The organism is Nocardioides sp. Z43_10, assembly GCF_059766615.1.
In genome coordinates this window covers 554561-578378 of record NZ_JCBAJY010000002.1, presented here as the reverse complement: position 1 = coordinate 578378, position 23818 = coordinate 554561, and the positions used below count along the sequence as shown (strand labels likewise).

Annotated in this window: 22 protein-coding genes; 15 read left to right on the top strand and 7 right to left on the bottom strand. The window is 72.9% G+C overall.

Features of this window, described 5'->3' with window-relative positions; all coding sequences use genetic code 11:
• Both purB and AC6EI4_RS06025 read left to right on the top strand, forming a co-directional pair.
• Window positions 1–1422 carry an adenylosuccinate lyase gene (gene purB / locus AC6EI4_RS06030; protein ID WP_498450886.1) on the top strand — a complete coding sequence of 474 codons (1422 nt, stop codon included), beginning with the start codon at window positions 1–3 and terminating at the stop codon, window positions 1420–1422.
• A 161-nt stretch (window positions 1423–1583) separates the two neighbouring features.
• A complete protein-coding gene (locus AC6EI4_RS06025) occupies window positions 1584–2615 on the top strand; it encodes an NAD-dependent epimerase/dehydratase family protein (protein ID WP_498450885.1) in 1032 nt (343 codons plus the stop codon).
• On the opposite strand, the gene AC6EI4_RS06020 is transcribed toward AC6EI4_RS06025, so the two are convergent.
• A complete protein-coding gene (locus tag AC6EI4_RS06020) occupies window positions 2612–4084 on the bottom strand; it encodes an MFS transporter (RefSeq protein WP_498450884.1) in 1473 nt (490 codons plus the stop codon). The genes AC6EI4_RS06025 and AC6EI4_RS06020 overlap by 4 nt on opposite strands.
• A gap of 74 nt (window positions 4085–4158) precedes the next feature.
• Between AC6EI4_RS06020 and AC6EI4_RS06015 the strand changes: the two genes are divergently transcribed.
• Window positions 4159–4434 (top strand): acylphosphatase, encoded by a 276-nt coding sequence (locus AC6EI4_RS06015; protein ID WP_498450883.1) that lies wholly within the window; start codon window positions 4159–4161, stop codon window positions 4432–4434.
• 4 nt (window positions 4435–4438) lie between these two features.
• Here the strand turns inward: AC6EI4_RS06015 and AC6EI4_RS06010 are convergent, their stop codons facing one another.
• Complete coding sequence (locus tag AC6EI4_RS06010; RefSeq protein ID WP_498419415.1) at window positions 4439–4741, bottom strand: antibiotic biosynthesis monooxygenase family protein; 303 nt, start codon at window positions 4739–4741, stop codon at window positions 4439–4441.
• 64 nt (window positions 4742–4805) lie between these two features.
• Here AC6EI4_RS06010 and AC6EI4_RS06005 point away from each other — a divergent pair, with 64 nt between their 5' ends.
• The 3 genes from AC6EI4_RS06005 to AC6EI4_RS05995 are packed head-to-tail and all read left to right on the top strand — an operon-like array spanning window position 4806 to window position 7807.
• Window positions 4806–5711 carry a phosphoribosylaminoimidazolesuccinocarboxamide synthase gene (locus tag AC6EI4_RS06005; RefSeq protein ID WP_498450882.1) on the top strand — a complete coding sequence of 302 codons (906 nt, stop codon included), beginning with the start codon at window positions 4806–4808 and terminating at the stop codon, window positions 5709–5711.
• A 39-nt stretch (window positions 5712–5750) separates the two neighbouring features.
• Window positions 5751–6209: an SRPBCC family protein gene (locus AC6EI4_RS06000; RefSeq protein ID WP_498450881.1), complete on the top strand. Its 459-nt coding sequence runs from the start codon at window positions 5751–5753 to the stop codon at window positions 6207–6209.
• A 32-nt stretch (window positions 6210–6241) separates the two neighbouring features.
• On the top strand, window positions 6242–7807 hold the full coding sequence (locus AC6EI4_RS05995; protein WP_498419410.1) for a long-chain-fatty-acid--CoA ligase: 1566 nt from the start codon (window positions 6242–6244) through the stop codon (window positions 7805–7807).
• A 54-nt stretch (window positions 7808–7861) separates the two neighbouring features.
• Here the strand turns inward: AC6EI4_RS05995 and AC6EI4_RS05990 are convergent, their stop codons facing one another.
• Window positions 7862–8362: a YflT domain-containing protein gene (locus tag AC6EI4_RS05990; RefSeq protein WP_498450880.1), complete on the bottom strand. Its 501-nt coding sequence runs from the start codon at window positions 8360–8362 to the stop codon at window positions 7862–7864.
• 161 nt (window positions 8363–8523) lie between these two features.
• Here AC6EI4_RS05990 and purS point away from each other — a divergent pair, with 161 nt between their 5' ends.
• From purS to AC6EI4_RS05975, 3 genes are read left to right on the top strand one after another with little or no spacing between them, the layout of a single operon-like run.
• The gene (gene purS, locus AC6EI4_RS05985; protein WP_498419406.1) at window positions 8524–8796 is read left to right on the top strand and encodes a phosphoribosylformylglycinamidine synthase subunit PurS; all 273 of its coding nucleotides are present in this window, start codon (window positions 8524–8526) and stop codon (window positions 8794–8796) included.
• Window positions 8793–9461, top strand: coding sequence for a phosphoribosylformylglycinamidine synthase subunit PurQ (gene purQ / locus AC6EI4_RS05980; protein ID WP_498450879.1), 669 nt, complete (start codon window positions 8793–8795; stop codon window positions 9459–9461). The genes purS and purQ overlap by 4 nt, the downstream gene beginning before the upstream one ends.
• Window positions 9458–9904 (top strand): DUF3817 domain-containing protein, encoded by a 447-nt coding sequence (locus AC6EI4_RS05975; RefSeq protein ID WP_498450878.1) that lies wholly within the window; start codon window positions 9458–9460, stop codon window positions 9902–9904. The genes purQ and AC6EI4_RS05975 overlap by 4 nt, the downstream gene beginning before the upstream one ends.
• Window positions 9905–10363: 459 nt before the next feature.
• Here AC6EI4_RS05975 and AC6EI4_RS05970 read toward each other — a convergent pair whose 3' ends face one another.
• Complete coding sequence (locus AC6EI4_RS05970; protein WP_498450877.1) at window positions 10364–11695, bottom strand: glycoside hydrolase domain-containing protein; 1332 nt, start codon at window positions 11693–11695, stop codon at window positions 10364–10366.
• A gap of 278 nt (window positions 11696–11973) precedes the next feature.
• Here AC6EI4_RS05970 and AC6EI4_RS05965 point away from each other — a divergent pair, with 278 nt between their 5' ends.
• The 4 genes from AC6EI4_RS05965 to AC6EI4_RS05950 all read left to right on the top strand — a co-directional run bounded on the left by AC6EI4_RS05965 (window position 11974) and on the right by AC6EI4_RS05950 (window position 17030).
• Window positions 11974–13419, top strand: a complete 1446-nt coding sequence (locus AC6EI4_RS05965; RefSeq protein ID WP_498450876.1) for an outer membrane protein assembly factor BamB family protein — start codon at window positions 11974–11976, stop codon at window positions 13417–13419.
• Window positions 13420–13485: 66 nt separating this feature from the next.
• Entirely contained in the window at window positions 13486–15777 is a 2292-nt protein-coding gene (purL, locus tag AC6EI4_RS05960; RefSeq protein WP_498450875.1) for a phosphoribosylformylglycinamidine synthase subunit PurL, read from the top strand.
• Between the two features lie 106 nt (window positions 15778–15883).
• Window positions 15884–16309, top strand: a complete 426-nt coding sequence (gene arfB, locus AC6EI4_RS05955; RefSeq protein WP_498450874.1) for an alternative ribosome rescue aminoacyl-tRNA hydrolase ArfB — start codon at window positions 15884–15886, stop codon at window positions 16307–16309.
• A gap of 7 nt (window positions 16310–16316) precedes the next feature.
• Window positions 16317–17030 (top strand): alpha/beta hydrolase family protein, encoded by a 714-nt coding sequence (locus AC6EI4_RS05950; protein ID WP_498419394.1) that lies wholly within the window; start codon window positions 16317–16319, stop codon window positions 17028–17030.
• Window positions 17031–17052: 22 nt separating this feature from the next.
• On the opposite strand, the gene AC6EI4_RS05945 is transcribed toward AC6EI4_RS05950, so the two are convergent.
• Entirely contained in the window at window positions 17053–17862 is an 810-nt protein-coding gene (locus AC6EI4_RS05945) for an ABC transporter permease (RefSeq protein ID WP_498419392.1), read from the bottom strand.
• On the bottom strand, window positions 17859–18890 hold the full coding sequence (locus AC6EI4_RS05940) for an ABC transporter ATP-binding protein (protein WP_498450873.1): 1032 nt from the start codon (window positions 18888–18890) through the stop codon (window positions 17859–17861). Before AC6EI4_RS05940 ends, AC6EI4_RS05945 begins: the two co-directional genes overlap by 4 nt.
• A 63-nt stretch (window positions 18891–18953) precedes the next feature.
• Between AC6EI4_RS05940 and AC6EI4_RS05935 the strand changes: the two genes are divergently transcribed.
• Both AC6EI4_RS05935 and AC6EI4_RS05930 read left to right on the top strand, forming a co-directional pair.
• A complete protein-coding gene (locus AC6EI4_RS05935; protein WP_498450872.1) occupies window positions 18954–19919 on the top strand; it encodes a helix-turn-helix transcriptional regulator in 966 nt (321 codons plus the stop codon).
• 67 nt (window positions 19920–19986) lie between these two features.
• Window positions 19987–22434 carry a phosphoketolase family protein gene (locus AC6EI4_RS05930; RefSeq protein ID WP_498450871.1) on the top strand — a complete coding sequence of 816 codons (2448 nt, stop codon included), beginning with the start codon at window positions 19987–19989 and terminating at the stop codon, window positions 22432–22434.
• A gap of 130 nt (window positions 22435–22564) precedes the next feature.
• Here the strand turns inward: AC6EI4_RS05930 and AC6EI4_RS05925 are convergent, their stop codons facing one another.
• Window positions 22565–23758: an acetate/propionate family kinase gene (locus tag AC6EI4_RS05925; RefSeq protein WP_498450870.1), complete on the bottom strand. Its 1194-nt coding sequence runs from the start codon at window positions 23756–23758 to the stop codon at window positions 22565–22567.
• Window positions 23759–23818: the final 60 nt, after the last annotated feature.

The following is a 23818-nucleotide window of genomic DNA, read 5'->3' as shown; positions in this document are numbered from 1 at the left end:
GTGCCCGAGTTCCCCAACGTCCTCGCCACCCGGTACGCCGGCGCCGACCTCGCCGCGATCTGGTCCCCGGAGCACAAGATCGTGCTGGAGCGCCAGCTGTGGATCGCCGTGCTCAAGGCCCAGCGCGACCTCGGCATCGACGTGCCCGACGGGGTCGTCGAGGCCTACGAGGCCGTCGTCGACCGGGTCGACCTGGCCTCGATCGCCGCGCGCGAGCGGGTCACCCGCCACGACGTGAAGGCCCGCATCGAGGAGTTCTGCGCGCTCGCCGGTCACGAGCACATCCACAAGGGGATGACCTCGCGCGACCTGACCGAGAACGTCGAGCAGCTGCAGGTGCGCCAGTCGCTGGAGATCCTGCGCGACCGCGGCGTCGCGGCCGCCGTCCGCCTCGGGCGCCTCGCCGCCGAGCACGAGACCACGGTGATGGCCGGTCGCTCCCACAACGTGGCCGCCCAGGCGACCACGCTCGGCAAGCGGTTCGCCAGCATCGCCGACGAGATGCTGGTCGCGATCGCGCGAGTCGAGGAGCTGCTGGCGCGCTACCCGCTGCGCGGCATCAAGGGCCCGGTCGGCACCGCCCAGGACATGCTCGACCTGCTCGACGGCGACGCCGCCCGGCTGGCCGAGCTGGAGAGCCGGGTCGCGGCCCACCTCGGGTTCGACCACGTGCTCACCTCGGTCGGCCAGGTCTACCCGCGCTCGCTCGACTTCGAGGTCGTCTCGGCGCTGGTCCAGCTGGTGGCGGGCCCCTCCAACCTCGCCACCACGATCCGGCTGATGGCCGGCATCGAGCTGGTCACCGAGGGCTTCAAGGAGGGCCAGGTCGGCTCCTCGGCGATGCCGCACAAGATGAACACCCGCTCCTGCGAGCGGGTGAACGGGCTCGCGGTGATCCTGCGTGGGCACCTGTCGATGGTCGGCGAGCTGGCTGGCGACCAGTGGAACGAGGGCGACGTCTCCTGCTCGGTCGTCCGCCGGGTGGCGCTGCCCGACGCGTTCTTCGCCGCCGACGGGCTCTTCCAGACCTTCCTCACCGTGCTCGACGAGTTCGGCGCCTTCCCCGCGGTGATCCAGCGCGAGCTCGATCGCTACCTGCCGTTCCTGACCACCACCAAGGTGCTGATGTCGGCGGTCCGCAACGGCGTCGGCCGCGAGGTCGCGCACGAGGCCATCAAGGAGCACGCCGTCGGCGTCGCGCTGGAGATGCGCCAGGGCCTCGCCGTCAACGACCTCTTCGACCGGCTCGCCGCCGACCCCCGGCTGGGGCTCTCGCGCGAGCAGATCTCGGCCCTGGTCGCCGAGCCGATCGAGTTCACCGGCGCCGCCGTCGCCCAGGTCCAGGAGGTGGTACGGCGCGTGGACGCGCTCGCCGCGCGGCATCCGGGGGCTGCGGGGTACGCGCCGGGGGACATCTTGTGAGGCGCGTGGGGGCTGCGGGTTTCACGAGTTAACTCGTGAAACCCCCACTTCCCACGTGAAGGAACACGTGGGAAGTGCCAGTTTCACGTGGCCAGTTCCGGCCGGTACACCGCCCGCCGCCACCCCCACTTGACCCGCCCGCCCCTGGGTACCTGGCAGCGGTGAGCACTCCGCAGCCAGACCCCGACGACACCGAGCTGAGCGTGGCGGTCACCGGGCCGACCGGGACCCTCGGCTTCGGGCTCGCCCCGCTGCTCGAGGCGGACCCGCGGGTGGCACGGGTGGTCGGCACCGCCCGCCGTCCGTTCGACCCGGCCGCGCACGGGTGGCCCAAGATGACCTACCGCCGCGGCGACGTACGCGAGCCGGAGTCCCTGGCCCGCGCCTTCGACGGCGCCGACGTCGTGGTCCACCTCGCGTTCGTGGTGGTCGGCGGCGCGCGGGAGACCACCCGCGAGATCAACGTCGAGGGCACCCGCAACGCCTTCCGGGCCGCGCTCGCCGCCGGCGCGCGCCGCTTCGTCTACACCTCCTCGGTGGCCGCCTACGGCTTCCACCGCGACAACCCTGCCGAGCTCGACGAGGACTGCCCGGTCCGCCCCGATCCCCGGCTGTTCTACGCCCAGGAGAAGGCCGAGGTCGAGGAGCTGCTGCTGCGCGAGGCGGCGGCCCACCCCGAGATCGACCTGTACCTGCTGCGCCCCCCGATCGTCCTCGGCCCGCACACCGTGGGCGCCAAGGCCGAGCTGCCCGCCTGGCTGGCCGGTCGGCTCCCGACCGGCTGGTCGCGGCTGCTGCCCCGGCGCCTGCCGCCGCTCCCCGTGCCGGTGCCCGACCTGCCGCTCCAGCTGATCCACGAGTACGACGTGGGCCGGGCGCTCGTGAGGTGCATCGTCGGCGCCGGTCCGCCCGGGGCCTACAACATCGCCGCCGACGACACGCTCAGCAGCGTCGACATCGCCCGGGAGCTGGGGCTGCTCCCGGTGTCCCTGCCGGGCGCGCCCGTGCAGGAGCTGGCCCGGCTCCTCGCCCGCCTGCCCGGACTGCCGTCGCCGGCACAGTGGGTCGCGGCGCTCACCCGGCCGGTGCTGATGGACACCACCCGCGCCCGTACCGAGCTCGGCTGGACGCCCGAGGTGTCCGCGCTCGCCGCGCTGCGCGAGACGCTCGGGCGCACGGGACCCCCGAGCTAGGCCGCAGCCTCGGATCCGGCGCCGGGCGCGGAGCGGGCACCGGTGGAGCGGGCGCTGAGCACCGCGACGCCGAGGGCCAGGCTCAGCAGCACCAGCGCGGTGCCGAGCGCGGCGCGCAGCCCGGCCGCGGGGGAGACGTTGAGCGCGACCCCGTAGGCGGTCATCAGCATCGCCGCGCCGAGCGCCGACCCGATCCGCTGCCCGGTCTGCACCGCCCCGCCGGCGGCGCCGCCCATCTCCGGCGGCACCCGCGCCAGGGTGAGCGTCAGGTTCGGTGAGATCACCCCGCCGCCGCCGAGACCGGCCAGCAGCAGGCACGGCACCAGGGTCCAGAACAGCGCGCTGCCCTCCCGGCCGGGGACGAGCAGCGCGACCAGCGCGATGCCGCTCATCATCGTGACCAGCGCGGTCAGGGTGACCCTGCGCTCCCAGCGGAAGACCAGCCGACCGGCCAGCGGCGAGGTGATCGCGGCGCCGAGCGCGAACGGGATGGTCAGCAGCCCCGCCTCCAGCGCCGAGAGCCCCAGCGACTCCTGCAGGTGCACCGAGAGCACCAGGAAGATGCCGGTGAACCCGGTGAAGTACAGCGTCCCGATGGCCAGCCCGCCGGCGAACCCGGGGGTACGGCGCAGCAGGGCGAGGTCGAGCAGCGGCTGGCGCCCCAGGTCGCGCAGCCGGCTCTCCCACCGCACGAAAGCCCAGGCCAGCGGCGGCGCCCCGAGCAGGAGCAGCAGCGGCAGCCGCTGTCCGCCCTCGGCACTGACCAGCGGGTAGAGCACGCAGAGCACCGCCCCGCCCAGCAGCAGGGCGCCCGGCACGTCGATGCCGGGCCGCTCGCCTCCGCGCCGGGGGGCGCCGGGCACCAGCCGCCAGATCGCGACCAGCGCCACCAGCCCGATCGGGACGTTGATCCAGAACAGCCAGCGCCACCCGTTCTCGGCGCCGGCCAGCGCGATGATCACCCCGCCCAGGACCGGCCCCGCCGCGGACGCCGTGGCCACCGTGAACCCGAACATGCCGAAGGCGCGCCCGCGCTCCTCGGCCCGGAACAGCTGCTGGATGAGCCCGGAGTTCTGCGGGGTGAGCAGCCCGGCCGACGCGCCCTGGGCGAGCCGTGCGGCGATCACCGTGGCGGCGTCGGGGGCGAAGCCGACCGCCGCGCTGGACAGCACGAAGCCGATCAGCCCGATCACCATCAACCGGCGCCGCCCGTAGGCGTCGCCGAGGCGCCCGCCGGCGACCAGGGTCAGCCCGAACGTCAGCGCGTAGCCGGAGACGACCCACTGGATGTTCGCGGTGGAGGTGTCCAGGCCGGCGCGCAGCGAGGGGATCGCCACGTTGACGATGGTGACGTCGAGCAGCGACATGAAGCCGATGACGAGGGTGACACCCAGGATCCGCCAGCGGCGCGGGTCGGGCACGTACGGCGCGGCCGCGGCCTGCTCGGCGGCCCCCCGTTCCTCTCCCATCGCTCCAGCATCCAGCCGGACTCAAGCGCAGCCGCCTCGACGCCGCGGGCGCGCGGGTCGGGCATCATGGGCGGATGGGTGAGCGTGCCGTCGAGGTGGTGGTGACCGGTCGGGTCCAGGGCGTGTCGTTCCGGGCCGCGACCGAGCAGGAGGCGGCCCGGCTCGGACTGCGCGGCTGGGTGCGCAACGAGCCCGACGGCTCGGTGGCGGCGCACTTCGAGGGCGAGGCGGACGCGGTGGCGGCGATCGTGGCGTGGTGTCGCGAGGGGCCGCGACTCGCGCGCGTGCACGACGTACGCGTCGCGCACGTGCCGCCCGAGGGGACCGCGGGCTTCGAGCTGCGCTACTGAGAGGTCAGGGCCTGACGTCGAGGACGACCTCGAACTCGAGGAGGTTGGCGCCCGAGGCGACGGGCTTGCCGTGCTGCCCGGCGTGCGCCGCGCGGGCGTCGCCGTCGCGCCAGGCCTCGAACGAGGCGTCGTCCTCCCACTGGGTGACGACGAAGTAGCGCTCCTCGCCCGCGGTGGGGCGCAGCAGCTGGAAGCCCAGGAAGCCCGGGGTGCCGTCGATGGTGCCGGCGCGCTCGCCGAAACGGCGCTCGAGCTCGGGACCGGCCTGCGGCGGGACACTGATCGCGTTGATCTTGACGACTGCCATGTGAGCCAGCCTACGGCGCGAGACCGAGACCACGGGGTCGGGTCCGCCCCCTAGGCTGGCCCACGTGAGCATCGACCACACGCCTGCCCCGGCCGTCGAGGGCGCGACCCACCTGCACTCGGGCAAGGTCCGCGACCTCTACCGCATCGACGCCGGCGAGCACGCCGGCCGGCTGCTGATGGTCGCCAGCGACCGGATCTCGGCCTACGACTTCGCGCTGGAGCCGACCATCCCCGACAAGGGCGAGATCCTCACCCGGATGTCGCTGTGGTGGTTCGACCAGCTCGCCGACCTGGTGCCCAACCACGTGGTGTCCATCGACGTCCCGGCCTCGGTGCGCGGGCGGGCGGTGATCTGCGAGCGCCTGCACATGTACCCCGTCGAGTGCGTGGCCCGCGGCTACCTGACCGGCTCCGGCCTGGCCGACTACCGGGCCACCGGTGAGGTCTGCGGCGTGGCGCTGCCTGCCGGCCTCGAGGACGGCTCCCGGCTGCCGGAGCCGATCTTCACCCCGGCCACCAAGGCCGAGCAGGGCGAGCACGACGAGAACGTCTCCTTCGACGCGGTGGTCGCCACCGTGGGCGCCGACGACGCCGAGCAGCTGCGTGAGCTGACCCTGGCCGTCTACGCCCGGGCCGAGGAGATCGCCCGCGCGCGCGGCATCGTGCTGGCCGACACCAAGCTCGAGTTCGGCCGGTTCGTCGGGCCCGAGGGGCCCAGCGGCATCTGGCTGGCCGACGAGGTGCTCACCCCCGACTCCTCGCGGTTCTGGCCGGCCGAGGAGTGGCAGCCCGGGCGCGCCCAGCCGTCGTACGACAAGCAGATCGTGCGCAACTGGCTGACCTCGGCCGAGTCCGGCTGGGACCGTACGTCGGGACAGGCGCCGCCGCGGCTGCCCGACCACGTGGTCGAGCTGACCCGGGCCAAGTACGTCGAGGCCTACGAGCGGCTCACCGGCGAGAGGTTCTGACCGGCCGGGCGGGCTGTGACCGGGGCTTCGGGAGCTGAGATGGCGTTCACGGTCGAGGTGCTCGTCGCGGCGTCGCCCGAGCGCGCCCAGGGCTACTTCGCCGACCCGGCGCTGCGCCCGCGCTGGCAGTCCAGCCTGCGGGCGGTCCAGCCGCTCGACGGGCCGCCGCGCGGCGTCGGGGCCCGCTGGTACGACGTGACGCGCGTCGGGTTGCGTCCGCTGATGGAGGTCACCGAGGACGTCCCCGGGCGGGTGTGGGCCGAGGTGGGGCAGTGGCGCGGCCTGGTGGCCCGGCTGCGGCTGACGTTCGCGGCGGCCCCGGCCCCGGCCGCGGCACGCGGGCCGCGCACCCGGGTGCACGCCGAGGTGAGCTTCGAGGCCCCGGGCTGGCGCCGCCCGGTCGGTCTCGCGCTGCGGGTCCTCGGCCCGGCCGCGATCCGCAGCGACCTGAGGCGGGCGGCGCGCGACCTCGGCGAAGATGTCGGAGGATCCCGGTGACGCGGCTCACTACCGCCGAGTAGGTTGTGCCCATGTTGAATCTGTCGGTCTTCCTCGAGGACTCTGCCCGCCGCCACCCCGACCGTGCCGCCGTCGTGCTCGGAGACCTCCGCCTGACCTACGCGCAGGTGGACGGCTTCGCCAACCAGGTCGCCAACCTGCTGGTCTCACGCGGCATCCGGCCCGGCGACAAGGTCGCGCTGTCCTGCCCGAACCTGCCCTACTTCCCGGTCGTCTACTACGGGATCCTCAAGGCCGGCGGGGTCGTCGTGCCGCTCAACGTGCTGCTGAAGGGCCGCGAGATCGGCTACCACCTCAACGACTCCGACGCGAAGGCCTACTTCTGCTTCGAGGGCACCCCCGACCTGCCGATGGCCAGCGAGGGACACGCCGGCTTCGAGCTGGCCGAGGGCTGCGAGAGCTTCTTCGTGATCACCGCGGACATGATGGCCGACTCGCCGATCGAGGGCGTCCCGACCATGGTGCAGGCGCTCGGCGGCCAGCCGGCGACGTTCGAGTCGGTCGCCACCGAGCCGACCGACACCGCGGTCATCCTCTACACCTCCGGCACCACCGGGCAGCCCAAGGGCGCCGAGCTGAGCCACTCCAACATGGTGATGAACGCGCAGACCTGCAACCGGCTCTTCGACTCCCGCCCGACCGACCGCGACACCCATCTGCTGGTGCTGCCGCTGTTCCACTCCTTCGGCCAGACGGTCAACATGAACGCCGGCTTCTCGGTCGGCGCGACCCTGGTGCTGCTGCCGCGCTTCGACGCCGACCAGGCGCTGGCGCTGATGCAGTCCGAGGACATCACCGTGTTCGCCGGCGTGCCGACGATGTTCTGGGGCCTGCTCAACGCGCTCGGCGAGGGCGTCGACGTGGACCGGATCGCGGCGAACCTGCGCCTGGCGATCGCCGGCGGCTCGGCCCTGCCGGTGGAGATCCTCAAGCAGTTCAAGGAGCGCTTCCACGTCCAGATCCTCGAGGGCTACGGCCTCTCGGAGACCTCGCCGGTGGCGACGTTCAGCGACCCCGAGCAGGAGCCCCGCGCCGGCTCGATCGGCGTACCGATCTGGGGCATCGAGGTCAAGCTCGTCGACGCCGCCTGGAACGAGGTGGTGCCGACCAGCGAGACCGGCGAGGACGCGGTCGGCGAGATCGCGATCCGCGGGCACAACATCATGAAGGGCTACTACCAGCGCCCCGAGGCCACCGCCGAGGTGATGAAGGACGGCTGGTTCCGCACCGGCGACCTGGCCCGCCGTGACGCCGACGGCTTCTACTACATCGTCGACCGGGCCAAGGACATGATCATCCGGGGCGGGTTCAACGTGTACCCCCGCGAGATCGAGGAGGTCCTGATGACCCACGAGGCGGTCTCGCTGGCCGCCGTCGTCGGGGTGCCCCACGACAGCCACGGCGAGGAGATCAAGGCGTACGTCATCCTCAACGACGGCGCCTCGGTCACCGCCGAGGAGCTGGTGGCCTGGGGGAAGTCGCAGATGGCCAACTACAAGTACCCCCGCATCGTCGAGCTGGCGCCCAGCCTGCCGATGACCGCGACCGGGAAGATCCTCAAGCGCGAGCTCAACTGAGCGCTCGCTGTCGCGACGCCCGCGTCGTACCCCGTGCTCGGGGTACGGCGCGGCTCAGGCGAAGGGGTCAGGCATCGCCCCGGGCAGGGTGGCGAGCAGCTGGCGCGCGGCGTCGGCGTGCTTGTGCTCGACGAGCACCTCGTAGCGGGTGGCGACCACGGAGCTGACCGAGTAGAAGTCGCGCTGGCCGCGGGTCAGGGCGTAGCCGATCAGGCCCCAGATCAGCCCGAAGACGGCGCCGACGAAGACCGTGGACAGGATGACGGCCAGGACCGCATCATCGCCGAAGATCGAGAAGATCAGGCCCACGAAGAGGCCCACCCAGGCGCCCGACGCGATGCCGGCCAAGGCCACCCGGCCGTAGGTCAGCCGACCGGTGATCCGCTCGATCTGCTTGAGGTCCGTACCGACGATCATGCAGTTCTCGACCGGGAACTTGTTGTCGGCCAGGAAGTCGACGGCCTTCTGCGCATCGGCGTAGTGCTCGTAGACGACGAGGGACTGCGGGAAATCCAACGTCATCGCGCGCGGGGTGCGGGGGTCGGTGGAAGCCATCTCCCCAGTGTCACTCCGGTTGTGCACGTTGTCACCCGTCGTCCTCCGGCGGCGGCGGGCGGCGTCGGGCGGCGTCGGACGCCCGGCGAGACCAGATCCGGGCAGTTGGCCCCTGCCGCCTAGACTTGGGGGCGCATCCCTGCCGCAGAAGGAGCCGCCCCGTGGCCCGTGTCGTCGTCGACGTCATGCTCAAGCCCGAAATCCTCGACCCCCAGGGCAAGGCCGTGCACGGCGCGCTGCCGCGACTGGGCTTCACCGGAGTCGCCGATGTCCGTCAGGGCAAGCGCTTCGAGCTCGAGCTGGACGGGGAGGCCACCGACGAGCGCCTCGCCGAGGTCCACCGGATCGCCGAGACGCTGCTCTCCAACCCCGTGATCGAGGACTTCACCGTCCACGTCGACGGCGTCCCCCACGTCGTCGGAGCCGGCTCGTGAAGGTCGGGGTCGTCACCTTCCCCGGCTCGCTCGACGACGTCGACGCGCGCCGTGCCGTCGGTCTGGGCGGGCACGAGGCCGTCGCGCTGTGGCACGGGGACCACGACCTGCAGGGCGTCGACGCCGTCGTCCTGCCCGGTGGCTTCTCCTACGGCGACTACCTGCGCTGCGGCGCCATCTCCCGGTTCTCGCCGGTGATGACCGAGGTCGTCGTCGCCGCCGAGCGCGGGATGCCCGTCCTGGGGATCTGCAACGGCTTCCAGATCCTGTGTGAGTCCCACCTGCTTCCCGGTGCGCTGATCCGCAACAACCACCGCAAGTTCGTCTGCACCGACCAGCGGCTGCGGATCGAGAACAACCGCACCCCCTGGACCGCGTCGTACGACGAGGGCGCCGAGGTCACGATCGTGCTCAAGAACGGCGAGGGCTCCTTCGTCGCCGACGAGGACACGCTCGACCGGCTCGAGGGGGAGGGACAGGTCGTCGCGCGCTACCTGGGTGAGGACCCCAACGGCTCGCTGCGCGCGATCGCCGGCATCACCAACGCCCGCGGCAACGTGGTCGGGCTGATGCCGCACCCCGAGCACGCGGTGGAGGACCTGTGCGGTCCGGGCACCGACGGGCTCGGCTTCTTCACCAGCCTCGCTGTAGGAGTCTTCGCATGAGTCCGCTCAAGCTCTTCCGTGGTGTGGCCGTCGCCGAGGCGTTCACCTGGGCGCTGCTGCTCACCGGCATGTTCCTCAAGTACGTCACCGAGACCACCGAGGCGCTGGTCAGCGTCGGCGGGATGATCCACGGCACCGTCTTCATCGCCTACTGCCTGGTCACCGTGCTGGTCGCGATCGACCAGCGGTGGTCGCCCGGCCGCGCGCTGCTCGGCCTGGTCAGCGCCGTGCCGCCGTTCATGACCGTCTGGTTCGACCGGTACGCCGAGTCGCGCGGCCTGCTGGGCGACACCTGGCGCCTCACCTCCGCCGAGCCGGCGAGCGGCCTCGAGCGCCCGACTGCCTGGCTGCTGCGCAACCCGCTGCGCGGTGCCCTCACCGGCGTCGTCGCCGTGGTCGCGCTCACCGGCGTCGCCCTGGTCGCCGGCCCCCCGGTCGGCTGACGCGCGCCGGCGCTGCCGCGCTGGTGGGGCGCCGATTGGTCAGAGACGGCATGCTCTGGCGCGCTCCGGCCCCCGTTGGGGACCAAACGGTGACCTGTTGACTCAGTGCTGGGCCCGCTCATCTGGTTGACCGGATCAGGGCGGCTCCTCGCGGAGCTGTCGTCGTACCTGCGGCGCGGCGGCGTGAGGGGTCGTCGATTGGTCAGAGACGGCATGTCTGGACGCGATATGGCGTCCGTTGGGGACCAAACGGTGGCCTGCCGGGCTGAGTTTCGGCCTGGGTTGGCCGCGTTCGGTTCGTGGCGGGGCTGTCGGTGGTGCGTACGGCGGGGGCTGAGGGTCGTCGATTGGTCAGAGACGGCATGTCCGGACGCGAAATGGCATCCGTTGGGGACCAAACGGCGTGCCCTGGCGGCCGGACGTCGACGCAGGGGCGGACCGACAGCCGCCCGCCCGCCCTCAGCGTCGCCCGGCCGCCAGCGCCTGCCAGCTGTTGGCGGCGATCACGCCGGTGACCGGCTGGCCGGCGCGGCGCTGCCAGGCCCGCACCGCCTGGTCGAGGGTGGCGTCGAAGTGTCCGTGCACGGGGAGCTTGGCCACCCCGGCGGTGTTCAGGGCGCGCTGGACCCGGCGTACGGCGAAGCCGGTGGAGCCGACCTTCAGCACCGGCTGGCGGCCCTCGGCGTGCAGGCGCATCCAGTTGGTCGTCGACCAGGTGGTGGAGACGGCGTGGCCGCGTGAGGCCTGGAAGGACGCCACGGCGCGCTGCGTCGGGCGGGTGTAGCGCCCGTTGAGCCGGCCGGTGTAGAGCTTCTTCTGCTTGAGCAGGCACTGCAGCGCACGGATCTTGCGGGGCTGGCGGGCGCCCGGCGCGATCTGCGGGTAGCCCTGGTAGTCGATCTTCACGTTGCCGCAGCCGAGCCGGGCGGGCCCGGGGCGCGATCCGCGGCCGACGTCGAGGTAGTTGCGGTCGATGTTGATGGTGACGCCGCCCCAGGTCTCGTTGTGGCCGCCCTGGTACTGCTTCACCCGGCCGCCGGGACGCCAGCCGTCCTCGGCGATGTACGACGTGGAGGTGTCGGCCTTGTTGTCCCAGCGGGCGATCCAGATGGCGTCCGGCAGGTGGAACACCCCGGGGCGGGTACGGCGGGCGTCGTCGAGGGCCTTGATGCCGGAGCTGGCGCTGGAGTAGACGCCGGACTTGTAGCCGAGCGCCCGGACCTGCGCCGTCCAGCCGCTGAGGAAGCCGAGCGCCGACTCGCGGCAGTGGGTGTTGGTGACGTCGAAGTGCTCGAGGTCGTACCAAAGGGTGCTGCTGGCGGCGATGCCCAGCGCCTTCGCGGCGGCGACCGCCGAGACGGCCTCGTTGCGCCCCTGCGCGCGGGCGGGCCCGTATCTGCCGTTGGCGCCGGGGTTGGGCTTGATCGTCGGGTCGTTGCCGTAGCGCGGGAAGCTCGTGCTGCACGACGCCTGCGGCCCCAGCGTGATCGGCAGGAGTCGCCAGCCCTTGGCCAGCTGGGTGCTCACCCAGGCCGGCGTCAGGTTGGGCTGGGACCGGCAGCCGCGCGAGGCTCCGGAGATGTAGATGCCGACCGCGAGGAACGGGGAGGTCTCCAGCCAGCGGTCCATCTTCGCCTGGTCGGGTGCGACGCACTGGTCGAAGCCGTAGCCGGTGAAGTTGCCCGGCGTCGCCACGTTCGCGGCCTGGGCGGGGGCCGGCGTGACCGTGAGCAGGGCCCCGGCGAGGGCCCCGGCGAGGGCACTGACGGCGGATCGGGAAAGCAGGCGCATGGGGGTTCTCCAAGGTTGGGCGATCGTCACCCTAACCCCATCCGTCACTCCAGAAACGGCCTCGGAACCAACTACTCCGCTGTAATTCGCTTCCCCCTCCGCAGTTCGGGCGTGCGCGACACCGGCACGGGGAAAGATGGCCCCTGCACGCGTCCTGGATCAGCTCGGTGAGCCGCGCGGGCTGACCTGTGCCACCAGCGGACGTACGAGAGCGAGTGCCGATGTACCCCACACCCCCCGGCTCCTGTGGCGCCTGCGCCGCCCCGCTGCCTCCCGGTGTGAGCGCCTGTCCTCGCTGCGGTGCCGCGCCGGCGCCGCAGACCGCTCCGCCCGGCTACTACCAGCAGCCCGCCGCCCACTACCAGCAGCCCGCCGCCTACTACGAGCAGCCCGCCGCGCAGGGCTGGCCCGGCCAGCCGGCCCAGCCGGCCTACCCGGCCCACGGCTACCCCCAGGGTCAGCCCCCAGGCTGGCCCGGACAGCCCGGACAGCCCGCCCCCGCCCCCACCGGGCGCGGACGGCGGATCGGCCTGATCGCCGGTGTCGTCGTGGTGGCGGTGCTGCTGGCCGTGGGCGGCACGTTCCTGGCCACCCGACTGCTCGGCTCGGGCGACGGCGGCGGCGGTCGCTATCTGAGCGCCACCGGCGGCGCGCTCGTGGCGCCGGTGACCTCCCAGCCGGAACGCGCCTGGAGCTGGGAGGCCCCCGACAAGCTCACCGGCCTGATGGACGTCGGCGACTCGTTGGTGGTCTCGCTGGGCGACGGCGGTGACGTGGTGTCCCTGGACGGGGCAGGACAGGAGCGGTGGAGCGCCACGCTCGAGGGCGGCATGCAGGTCAACGGGGTGGTGCCCGGCAGCGACGACGTGATCGTCGCCTCGGCCTACGACGTCCAGGGCATCACCGCGCTCTCCGTCGAGAACGGGGAGGTGCTGTGGAGCCACGACGACCGCAGCCTGGTGGCGAGCATCGAGGAGGGCGTCGTGTTCGTCGGCCTGGACGAGATGGGCCTGCTCGACGCGGACACCGGCGAGGAGGTGTGGGTCACCGACCCGCCCCGCGCCGAGGCGTTCAGCGCGGGTGCGGCGTACCTGATCGTCGAGGACGAGCTGCGCAAGGTGTCCCTCGAGGACGGCGAGGAGCAGTGGAGCGTCCCGGTGGAGCTCGACGAGCCCGCGCTCATCTCCCTCGCCGCGAACGAGGAGTTCGTCGCGCTGGGCGGCGACCGGGTGGTGGCCTACGACGCGGAGTCCGGTGAGGAGCTGTGGACCGAGGACGGCGGCGAGGACGGCTCCCGGGTCGGGCTGTTCTCCGAGACCCGGCTCTACCACTCGCCGGAGGACTACGACGAGGAGGCGGAGCCCGCCGCGACGATCGTCGACCGCGACGGCGAGGTCGGCGACCTGGAGATCGAGGGCGGCGAGGGCGGCTACTTCTACCTGACCCCGTTCACCTCCGGTGGGGACTCCTATGCGATGTCCTACACCACCGACACCCTGTACGACGCGGACCTCCAGGCGCTCGGCACCTACCAGGGGCACCTGGCCCTCGCCGACGGCGGCATCTACACCCTCGACGAGGGCGTGCTGGCCTACCACGAGCTCGGCGCGGACTCCGCGGTGTGGAGCCTGGAGCTCGACGACGACGACCCCTCGGCCGTCGTCTCGGCCGCCGACGGGCGGGTCCTGCTCTACGACGACGAGACCCTGGTCGCCTACGAGTGAGACCCGGCCGTCCGCCCGGCGACCGGTCCGCCGCCACCACCCGCGGCGGACCCTAGGATGGGGGCCGTGACCGAGACGACTCGCGCCCCATCCGGCTCCACCCTCGACACCGTCGCGATCGCCTCGCAGGACCCCTCGCGGGAGCAGCCCTGGGTCGACCTGGGACTGAAGGCCGACGAGTACGCGCGGATCCGCGAGATCCTCGGGCGCCGGCCCACCTCGAGCGAGCTGGCGATGTACTCGGTGATGTGGAGCGAGCACTGCTCCTACAAGAGCTCCAAGGTGCACCTCAAGCAGTTCAGCGAGATCCCGCAGCAGACCCCCGCGGGCCGGATGCTGGCCGGCATCGGCGAGAACGCCGGCGTGATCGACATCGGCCAGGGCTACGCGGTCACGTTCAAGGTCGAGTCCCACAACCACCCGTCGTACGTCGAGCCGCACCAGGGCGCGGCCACCGGCATCGGCGGCATCGTGCGCGACATCCTGGCGATGGGCGCGCGCCCGGTCGCGGTGATGGACCCGCTGCGCTTCGGGCCGCTCGACGCGCCCGACACCCACCGGGTGCTGCCCGGGATCGTGGCCGGCGTCGGCGGCTACGGCAACTGCCTGGGCCTGCCGAACATCGGCGGCGAGGCCGTCTTCGACGAGACCTACGTCGGCAACCCGCTGGTCAACGCGCTGTGCGTGGGCGTGCTGCGCCACGAGGACCTGCACCTGGCCAAGGCCTCCGGGGTCGGCAACCAGGTGATCCTGTACGGCGCGCGCACCGGCGGCGACGGCATCGGCGGCGTCTCGATCCTCGCCTCGGAGACCTTCGACGCGGGCGGTCCGGCCAAGCGCCCGGCCGTCCAGGTGGGCGACCCCTTCGAGGAGAAGCTGCTCATCGAGTGCACCCTCGAGATCTTCGCGGCCGGCCTCGTCGCCGGCATCCAGGACCTCGGCGGCGCCGGCCTGTCGTGCGCCACCTCCGAGCTGGCCTCGGCCGGCGACGGCGGCATGCACGTGCACCTGGACCGCGTCCCGCTGCGCGACTCGACGCTCTCGCCGGAGGAGATCCTGATGAGCGAGTCGCAGGAGCGGATGATGGCGGTCGTCGAGCCCGGCGACGTCGACGCCTTCCTCGCGATCTGCGCCAAGTGGGACGTCGAGGCGGTGGTGGTCGGCGAGGTCACCGAGACCGGTCGCCTCGAGATCGACTGGCACGGCCAGCGCGTCGTCGACGTGCCCCCGCGCTCGGTGGCCCACGACGGCCCGACCTACCAGCGGCCGTTCGCGCGCCCGTCCTGGCAGGACGCCCTGCAGGCCGACGGCGCGGAGGCGCTGGCCCGCCCGCGCAGCGGCGACGAGCTGCGCGCGACCCTGCTGCGCCTGGTGGCCAGCCCCAACCTGTGCGACAAGTCCTGGATCACCGACCAGTACGACCGCTACGTCCGCGGCAACACCGTGCTCGCGCAGCCGGAGGACTCCGGGATGATCCGCGTCGACGACCAGACCAACCTCGGCGTCGCGGTCTCCACCGACTGCAACGGCCGCTTCGCCAAGCTCGACCCCTACACCGGGGCGCAGCTGGCGCTGGCGGAGTCCTACCGCAACGTGGCCACCGGCGGCGCCGTGCCGCTGGCGATCTCGGACTGCCTGAACTTCGGCTCGCCCGAGGACCCCGACGTGATGTGGCAGTTCGCCGAGGCCTGCCGCGGCCTCAAGGACGCCTGCCTCGAGCTGGGCATCCCGGTCACCGGCGGCAACGTCAGCCTGTACAACCAGACCGGTGACGTGCCGATCCTGCCCACCCCGGTGGTCGCCGTGCTCGGCGTGATCGAGGACGTCACGCGCCGTACGCCGTCGGGCTTCGCCGCCGCCGGCGAGCAGGTGCTGCTGCTCGGCGCCACCCGCGAGGAGCTCTCCGGCTCGGAGTGGGCCCACGTGGTGCACGGCCACCTCGGCGGCCTGCCGCCGCGGGTGGACCTGTCCGCCGAGCGCGCGCTGGCCGAGCTGCTCGCGCAGGCCTCCGCCGAGGGCCTGGTCACCAGCGCCCACGACCTCTCCGACGGCGGGCTCGCCCAGGCGCTGGCCGAGTCGTCGATCCGGCGCGGCGTCGGGGTCACGGTCTCGGTGGACGACGTGGCCGACGGGGACGCCTTCCTCGCGCTGTTCGCGGAGTCCGCGGCGCGCGCGATCGTCACCGTCACCGACGAGCAGGCCGACGCCTTCCGCGCCGCCGCCCAGGCCCACGGCGTACCCGTCACCGACCTCGGGCGCACCGGCGGCGAGGAGATCGTGGTGCAGGGGCAGTTCAGCGTCCCGGTCGCCGAGGTCCGCGATGCCTGGGCCGCCACCCTCCCCGCCGCCCTGAACTGACGCCGAGTCGGCGCGAGCTCGCGCTCAGGAGGCGCCGAGTCGGCGCGAGTTCGCGCTCAGCGGGCGTCGAGTCGGCGCAGAGTGCCGCGTCGGGGATGATGGGCCGATGGCCGACGACCTGGTGGTGACGGGGTCGCTGGTGATCCCGGCGGCCGAGCTCACCGAGCGCTTCTCGCGCTCCTCGGGGCCCGGCGGCCAGGGGGTCAACACCGCGGACAGCCGGGTGGAGCTCTCCTTCGACGTCGCCGCCTCCCCGACGCTGAGCGACGTACAGCGCCAACGGATGCTGAGCCGGCTGGAGGGCCGACTGGTCGGCGGCGTGGTCACCATCGCCGCCTCCGAGCACCGCACCCAGCTGGCCAATCGACGCGCCGCCAGGGAGCGCCTGGCATCGTTGCTGCGAGACGCCTGCGCGCCGCCACCGCGGCCGCGCCGGGCCACCCGCCCCACCCGGGGCTCCAAGGAACGCCGGCTCGCCGGCAAGAAGCAGCGGTCGCAGATCAAGAAGGCCCGAGGCGGGCGATGGGAGTGAGTGCCGAGTGAGTGTGGAACCGCAGATCATCGCCTACGGCGAGGACGCCTCGCAGTACGGCGAGCTGTACCGGCCCGCGGGGGAGTCGCGCGGCGTCGTGGTGCTGGTGCACGGCGGCTCGTGGAAGGCCGCCTACGGCCTCGACCTGACCCAGCCCGCCGCGCGGGATCTCGCCGGGCGCGGCTGGACGGTGTGGAACGTCGAGTACCGCCGCATCGGCTCCGGCGGCGACTTCCCCGCCATGTTCGACGACATCGCCGCCGCGATCGACACGCTGGCCGACGTCGACGGCCTCGACCTCACCCGGGTCGTCGCGGTCGGCCACTCCGCCGGCGGGCACCTGGCCGCCTGGGCCGCCGCCCGCGGACGGTTCGGTCGCTGGCCCGCGCGCGTCGAGCTGACCGGCGTGGTGGCGCTCGCCGCGATCCTCGACCTGGAGTGGGCGGCCGGCGACGACCCGGTGGTCGCCGCGCTGGTCGGTGACGCGTCGTACGACGAGGTGGACCCGCTGCGCCAGGCCCCGCTCGCCGTTCCCGTGTGGTGCGTGCACTCGCGCGACGACGAGTCGGTGCCCTTCGAGCTGTCCACCCGCTACGCCGAGCGTGTCGCGGGTGCGGGCGGGGAGGTCGAGGTGCTCGAGGTCCCCGGCGACCACATGGCCGTCGTCGACGTCGAGCACCCCGCCTGGGCGGCCACCGTCAAAATCCTCGACGGGCTCTGAGGGCACACCCCGCCCGGGCGGGTCAGCTGCTGGCGCGCATCGCCCGGAGCCCGACCACCAGCCCGAGCGCGGCCACGACAGCGGCGGCGGCGAAGCCGGCCGCGGTCTCGCCGGCGGGGTAGGACCCGGCGAAGAGCTCGCGCGCGGCCTCCACCACGTAGGTGAGCGGGTTGAGGTCGGAGGCGACCTGGAGCCAGCGCGGTGCGCCGTCGATCGGCAGCATCATCCCCGACAGCAGCAGCACCGGGAAGATCAGCGTCTGCTGCACCGTCCAGAACAGCCACTCGCTGTCCTTGGCGACCAGCGCGAGCGCGAACGACAGCGAGCCGACGCCCACGCTGAACAGCGCGAACATCGCGGTGCCGAGCAGCGCCCCGCCCAGGTGCAGGTCGAAGCTGAACGGCGCGCACACCGCGAGGATGATCGCGGTCTGCATCAGCATCGGCACCACCTCCTTGAGCGCCCGCCCGACCAGCAGCGAGGACCGGCTCAGCGGCGAGACCAGCAGCCGCTCGTGGGAGCCGGTGAGCATCTCGCTGGTCAGGTTGGCGCCGGTGAACGACGCCCCCATCAGCACCGTCATCGCGACGATGCCGGGCACGAACCACTGCAGCGCGGAGCCGCCGGTGTCAGGCAGCAGCGGCGCGAACAGCGCCAGGAAGACCAGCGGCTGCACCATCGCGAACAGCACCGACGCGGGCTCGCGCCAGACCGGCCTGAGCTCGCGGGTCAGCACGTTCCAGGTGTCGGCGAGGAAGGTCGTGGGCCGCCCGGTCACCGACCCGGGGGTGGCGTCGAAGCGGACGGGCGAGGTAGCGGTGAGAGTGGTCATGCTGCGTTCTCCTTCGAGGGGCCGGCGTCGGCCGGGGAGTCGGTGGGGGTGCCGCTTTCGCGCAGGCTGCGGCCGGTGAGCTCGAGGAACACGTCGTCGAGGGTGGGGCCGACCACCTCGATCCGCCGGGCGGGTGAGCCGGACCGGTCCAGGTCGGCGAGCAGCCCGGGTGCCAGGTCGCGCCCGTGCGCCACCCGCAGCCGCAGCGTCGTCTCGCTGACGTCGACGGTGCCGGATCTCGACTCCGTGGCGTGTACGACGCGGGCCGCGGCCGCCGCCGCCGCGTCGGGGTCGTCGAAGCCCAGCGTGACCAGGTCGCCCAGCCCCGCCTTGAGCCGCGCCGCGGTGTCGTCGGCGATGACCACGCCGTGGTCGATCACGATCACCCGGCCGGCGATCGCGTCGGCCTCCTCGAGGTAGTGGGTGGTGAGCACGATCGTGGTGCCGTACTCGGAGTGCAGCGCCTGGATCTGCTCCTGCAGGTTGACCCGGTTCTGCGGGTCGAGGCCGGTGGAGGGCTCGTCGAGGAACAGCAGCCGGGGGGCGTGCACCAGCCCGATCGCCACGTCCAGGCGGCGCCGCTGCCCGCCGGAGAGGGTGGCCACCGGACGGCCGGCGACCTCGGACAGGTCGAAGGCCTCGACCAGCTCGTCGGCGCGCCGTCTCGCCTCGGCGCGGGTCAGTCCGTGGGCGCGGGCCTGGCTGACCAGCTCGTCGCGCCCGCGCTGCTGGTGACCGGCGCCGTTGCCCTGCCCGACGTACCCGATGCTGCGGCGCACCTCGCGCTGCTGGGTGACCACGTCGAAGCCGGCCACCTCGGCGCTGCCCGACGTCGGCGGGATCAGCGTGGTCAGCATCCGCAGCGTCGTGGACTTGCCGGCGCCGTTGGGTCCGAGGAAGGCCACGAGCTCGCCGTGGGCCACCTCCAGGTCGAGGCCGCGCACGGCCTGGATCGTCTGCTTGTGTCGCGTGAAGCTCCGGGTCAGCGACCGGGTGCGGATCACGGGTCCTGCGGGTGAGTTCGTCATGCCGTCCACGCTAGGAAGGCTTCCGGTCAGTTTCCGTCCTCAATCGGATCTAGCCTGGTTCTCGTGAACACCAGCGCACGGATGCTGCGACTGCTCTCCCTGCTGCAGACCCACCGCTACTGGCCCGGCGCCGAGCTGGCCGAGCGGCTGGAGGTCAGCGGGCGCACCCTGCGCCGCGACATCGACCGGCTCCGCGGCCTCGGGTACGACGTGGACGCGGTGCGCGGGGTCGCCGGGGGCTATCAGCTGCGCGCCGGCGGGACGCTCGCGCCGCTGCTGCTCGAGGACGAGGAGGCGGTCGCGATCGCGGTCGGGCTGCGCAGCGCCGCGGCCGGGTCGGTGCAGGGGATGGAGTCGAGCGCACTGCAGGCGCTGACCAAGGTGATCTCGCTGATGCCGCCCCGGCTGCGCCGGCGGATGGACGCCCTGCAGTCACAGACCGTGCCGGCGCCCTGGCGCGGCCCGAGCATCGACGCCGGGACGCTGACCACGCTCGCCCAGGCGTGTCGCGACGACGAGCCGGTCCGCTTCGCCTACACCGCGGCCGGCGGGGCCCGGACCCGGCGCCACGTGGAGCCGTACCAGCTGGTCTCGATCGGGGCGCGCTGGTACCTCGTCGGCTACGACCGCGAGCGCCACGACTGGCGCAGCTTCCGCGTCGACCGGGTCACCGGGCCCCAGGTGAGCGGCACGCGCTTCCGGCCCCGCGAGCTGCCCGCCGAGGACGCGCTCGCGTTCGTGCGGGCGGGCATCGCCGGCCGGCCGATGCGCCACCTCGTGCGGGTGAGGTTCGCGACCGACGCCGCGACGGTCCAGGCGTGGGTGGGGCGCTGGGGCAGCGTCGTACCCGACGACGCGGGCGGCTGCGTGCTCACCATGGGCTCCGACGACCTCGATTGGCCGCTGATGGTGCTGGCCGGGGTGCGGGCCGAGTTCCGGGTCGAGGAGCCCGCCGAGCTCGCGGACCTGGTTGCCGAGGCCGCCGAGCGCTTCGCCCGCTCCACCGCATCCGCGGGCCGGGGCGGATGACCTCTGTCGCCGGGCCGGCCGGCGTGGCACGGTGGGAGCGAGCATCCTCGAGTCAGGAGAGCCGCCGATGACGCAGACCGCGCCCCGCCCGAGCACCACCACTGCGGAGCAGCCGCTCGACGAGCAGGAGCTCGCCGACATCGACGCCTGGTTCCGCGCCGCCAACTACCTCTCGGTGGGCCAGATCTACCTGCTCGACAATCCGCTGGTCGAACGCGGCCTCGTCCCGGACGACATCAAGCCGCGGCTGCTCGGCCACTGGGGCACGACGCCGGGGCTCAACCTCGTCTACGCCCACCTCAACCGGCTGATTCGCACCCGTGACGTCAACGCGATCTTCCTCGCCGGTCCCGGGCACGGTGGCCCGGCGGCGGTGGCCAACGGCTGGCTCGAGGGGACCTACAGCGAGGTGTACCCGCACGTCGGCTACGACAAGGAGGGCATGCGGGAGCTGTTCCGCCAGTTCTCCTTCCCCGGCGGCGTGCCCAGCCACGTGGCGCCCGAGACGCCCGGCTCGATCCACGAGGGCGGCGAGCTCGGCTACGTCCTGTCCCACGCGTACGGCGCGGCGATGGACAACCCCGACCTGCTGGTCGCCGCGGTCGTCGGCGACGGCGAGTTCGAGACCGGGCCGCTGGCCACCTCCTGGCACGCCAACAAGTTCGTCGACCCGGTCCACGACGGCGCGGTGCTGCCGATCCTGCACCTCAACGGCTACAAGATCGCCAACCCGACGATCCCCGCCCGGATCCGGCGCGACGAGCTGGAGAGCCTGCTGCGTGGCTACGGCCACGAGGTGATCACCGTGGAGGGCGACGACCCGGATCTGGTGCACCAGCAGATGACCGCGGCCCTGGAGGCCGCCCACGACGCCATCACCGACATCCAGGTGGGCGCCCGCGAGCGCGGCGAGACCGAGCGGCGCCCGTGGCCGATGATCCTGCTGGTGACGCCCAAGGGCTGGACCGGCCCGAAGGTCGTCGACGGGGTGCAGGTCGAGGGCACCTGGCGTGCCCACCAGGTGCCGCTCGCGGGCACCCGCGAGAACGACGCGCACCGCGCCCAGCTCGAAGAGTGGCTGCGCTCCTACCGTCCCGAGGAGCTCTTCGACGACGACGGCGTCCCGGTCGAGCGGATCCGGGCGCTCGCCCCGCTGCTGACGCGACGGATGAGCGACAACCCGCACGCCAACGGCGGCCTGCTGCTGCGGCCGCTGGAGCTGCCCGACTTCCGCACGCACGCCGTCGAGGTGGTCAGCCCGGGCGCCTCCACCCACGAGGCCACCCGGGTCTTCGGACAGTACCTGGTGGACGTGGTGCGCGACAACGCCGACAACTTCCGCATCTTCGGGCCCGACGAGACCGCCTCGAACCGCCTCGACGCGGTCTACCAGGTCACCGACAAGGTCTTCGCCGGCGAGATCCTCCCCTCCGACGAGCACCTGGCGCACAGCGGCCGGGTGCTGGAGATCCTCTCCGAGCACACCTGCCAGGGCTGGCTCGAGGGCTACCTGCTCACCGGGCGGCACGGCATCTTCAGCTGCTACGAGGCGTTCATCCACCTGGTCGACTCGATGTTCAACCAGCACGCGAAGTGGCTCAAGACGACCCGGGAGATCGAGTGGCGGCCCCCGCTGGCGTCGCTGAACTACCTGCTCACCTCGCACGTGTGGCGCCAGGACCACAACGGCTTCTCCCACCAGGACCCCGGTTTCATCGACCACGTGGTCAACAAGCGGGCCGAGGTGGTCCGCGTCTACCTGCCGCCGGACACCAACACCCTGCTCTCCACGATGCAGCACTGCCTGGCCAGCAGGCACTACGTGAACGTGGTGGTCGCCGGCAAGCAGCCGACCTTCGACTGGCTCTCCGGCGACGAGGCCGACCTGCACTGCGCCCGCGGCCTGGGCATCTGGGAGTGGGCGAGCACCGACGGCGACGGCGAGCCGGACGTGGTGCTCGCCTGTGCGGGAGACGTCCCCACCCTCGAGGCGCTGGCGGCGGCGGCGCTGCTGCGCGAGCACCTGCCCGAGCTCAAGGTGCGCTTCGTCAACGTGGTCGACCTGATGCGTCTGCAGGACGCCCGCGAGCACCCGCACGGGCTGAGCTCACGCGAGTTCGACAACATCTTCACCACCGACAAGCCGGTGATCTTCGCCTACCACGGCTATCCCTGGCTGATCCACCGGCTGGCCTACCGCCACACCAACCACGAGAAGCTGCACGTGCGCGGCTACAAGGAGGAGGGCACCACCACCACGCCCTTCGACATGGTGATGATGAACGACATGGACCGCTACCACCTGGTCATGGACGTCATCGACCGCGTCCCCGGGCTGGGCTCGCGGGCGGCGACGGTGCGCCAGCTGATGGTCGACACCCGCCGGCGCGCCCACCAGTGGACCCGCGAGCACGGCGACGACCTGCCCGAGGTCCGCGACTGGACCTGGACGGGCGCGAAGGCTCCCGAGGAGTCCCCGTCCACCACGAGCCAGCCGGGCGACATGGCCGACTGACGCCGTACGGCCCGCAGCCCGCCCGCCGTACCCCCGCCGCCATGTAACGCGGGGTTATGCCCTCCACCACAGCGTTCTACCGCTGTGGCAGTAGCCATAACTCCGCGTTACATGGGGGTGGGGCGCGCACTCAGCCGACGAGGGCGGCGGCCTGCCGGGCGATGGCCAGCTCCTCGTTGGTGGGGACGACGAGCACGGCGACGCGGGAGGTGTCGGTGGAGATCCGCCGGACCCGGGTCGGGTGCTCGCCGGCGTCCTCGTTGCGGGCCGGATCGACCTCGATCCCCAGCCGGTCCAGGCCGGTCAGGCAGTCGGCGCGCAGGGCGGGGTTGTGCTCGCCGACGCCGCCGGTGAACGCCACCACGTCCGCCCCGTCGAGCACCGCGAGGTAGGCCCCGACGTACTTGCGGATCCGGTGGCAGTACGCCGCGTAGGCGGCCACCGCGCCGGGGTCGCGGGCGTCGATCGCCGCCAGCAGGTCGCGGAAGTCGTGCACGCCGGCCATCCCCTCCAGGCCGGAGCGGTGGTGCAGCAGGTCCTCCAGGCCGTCGGCGTCGTAACCGCCGTGGCGCAGCAGGTGCAGCAGCACGCCGGGGTCGAGGTCGCCGGCGCGGGTGCCCATCATCAGGCCCTCGAGCGGGGTCATCCCCATCGAGGTGTCGGCCGGGCGCCCGCCCCGGATCGCGGCCGCGGAGGCCCCGTTGCCCAGGTGCAGCACGATCTGGTCGAGCTGGTGCAGCGGACGGTCGAGATAGGCGGCGACCTCGCTCGCGACGTACTGATGGCTGGTGCCGTGCATCCCGTAGCGGCGGATCTCGTGGCGCTCGGCGACGTCCTTCTCGATCGGGTAGGTCGCGGCCGCCGCGGGCAGCGCCGAGAAGAACGCGGTGTCGAAGACGGCGACCTGGGGCACGCCCGGGAACGCCGCCCGGGCGCTGCGGATGCCGGCGGCGGCCGGTGGGTTGTGCAGGGGAGCGAGCAGGGAGAGCCGCTCGATCTCGGCCAGGACGTCGTCGTCGACGCGCACCGGCCGGGTCAGCCGCGGCCCACCGTGCACCACACGGTGCCCGATCGCGAGCAGGTCGTCACCGGTCACGCCCGAGCCCGCCAGCAGCTCGCGCATCGTCTCCAGCGCGGCACCGTGGTCGGGCAGGTCGGCGTCGCGCGCGCTCTCACCGGCGGAGTCGACGTGGCGCAGCGCGGCGCTCGGCGTGCCGATCCGCTCGAGGTGCCCCCTGACCCCGGCCTCCCCGGAGCCGGGGTCGACCAGCTGGTACTTCAGCGACGACGACCCCGCGTTCAGCACCAGCACCCGACGGTCCATGCCGCCCACCCTAGGACCGCGCGCCCTCCGCGCCGACCCCTTTCGCGCCCGCCCTGGGCC

Coding starts and splice junctions, on each gene's coding strand:
- AC6EI4_RS06020 (WP_498450884.1), bottom strand. CDS start 4,084: ATGGGAGAGGAACGGGGGGCCGCCGAGCAGGCCGCGGCCGCGCCGTAC.
- AC6EI4_RS06015 (WP_498450883.1), top strand. CDS start 4,159: ATGGGTGAGCGTGCCGTCGAGGTGGTGGTGACCGGTCGGGTCCAGGGC.
- AC6EI4_RS06010 (WP_498419415.1), bottom strand. CDS start 4,741: ATGGCAGTCGTCAAGATCAACGCGATCAGTGTCCCGCCGCAGGCCGGT.
- AC6EI4_RS06000 (WP_498450881.1), top strand. CDS start 5,751: ATGGCGTTCACGGTCGAGGTGCTCGTCGCGGCGTCGCCCGAGCGCGCC.
- AC6EI4_RS05995 (WP_498419410.1), top strand. CDS start 6,242: ATGTTGAATCTGTCGGTCTTCCTCGAGGACTCTGCCCGCCGCCACCCC.
- AC6EI4_RS05990 (WP_498450880.1), bottom strand. CDS start 8,362: ATGGCTTCCACCGACCCCCGCACCCCGCGCGCGATGACGTTGGATTTC.
- AC6EI4_RS05975 (WP_498450878.1), top strand. CDS start 9,458: ATGAGTCCGCTCAAGCTCTTCCGTGGTGTGGCCGTCGCCGAGGCGTTC.
- AC6EI4_RS05970 (WP_498450877.1), bottom strand. CDS start 11,695: ATGCGCCTGCTTTCCCGATCCGCCGTCAGTGCCCTCGCCGGGGCCCTC.
- arfB (WP_498450874.1), top strand. CDS start 15,884: ATGGCCGACGACCTGGTGGTGACGGGGTCGCTGGTGATCCCGGCGGCC.
- AC6EI4_RS05945 (WP_498419392.1), bottom strand. CDS start 17,862: ATGACCACTCTCACCGCTACCTCGCCCGTCCGCTTCGACGCCACCCCC.
- AC6EI4_RS05940 (WP_498450873.1), bottom strand. CDS start 18,890: ATGACGAACTCACCCGCAGGACCCGTGATCCGCACCCGGTCGCTGACC.
- AC6EI4_RS05930 (WP_498450871.1), top strand. CDS start 19,987: ATGACGCAGACCGCGCCCCGCCCGAGCACCACCACTGCGGAGCAGCCG.
- AC6EI4_RS05925 (WP_498450870.1), bottom strand. CDS start 23,758: ATGGACCGTCGGGTGCTGGTGCTGAACGCGGGGTCGTCGTCGCTGAAG.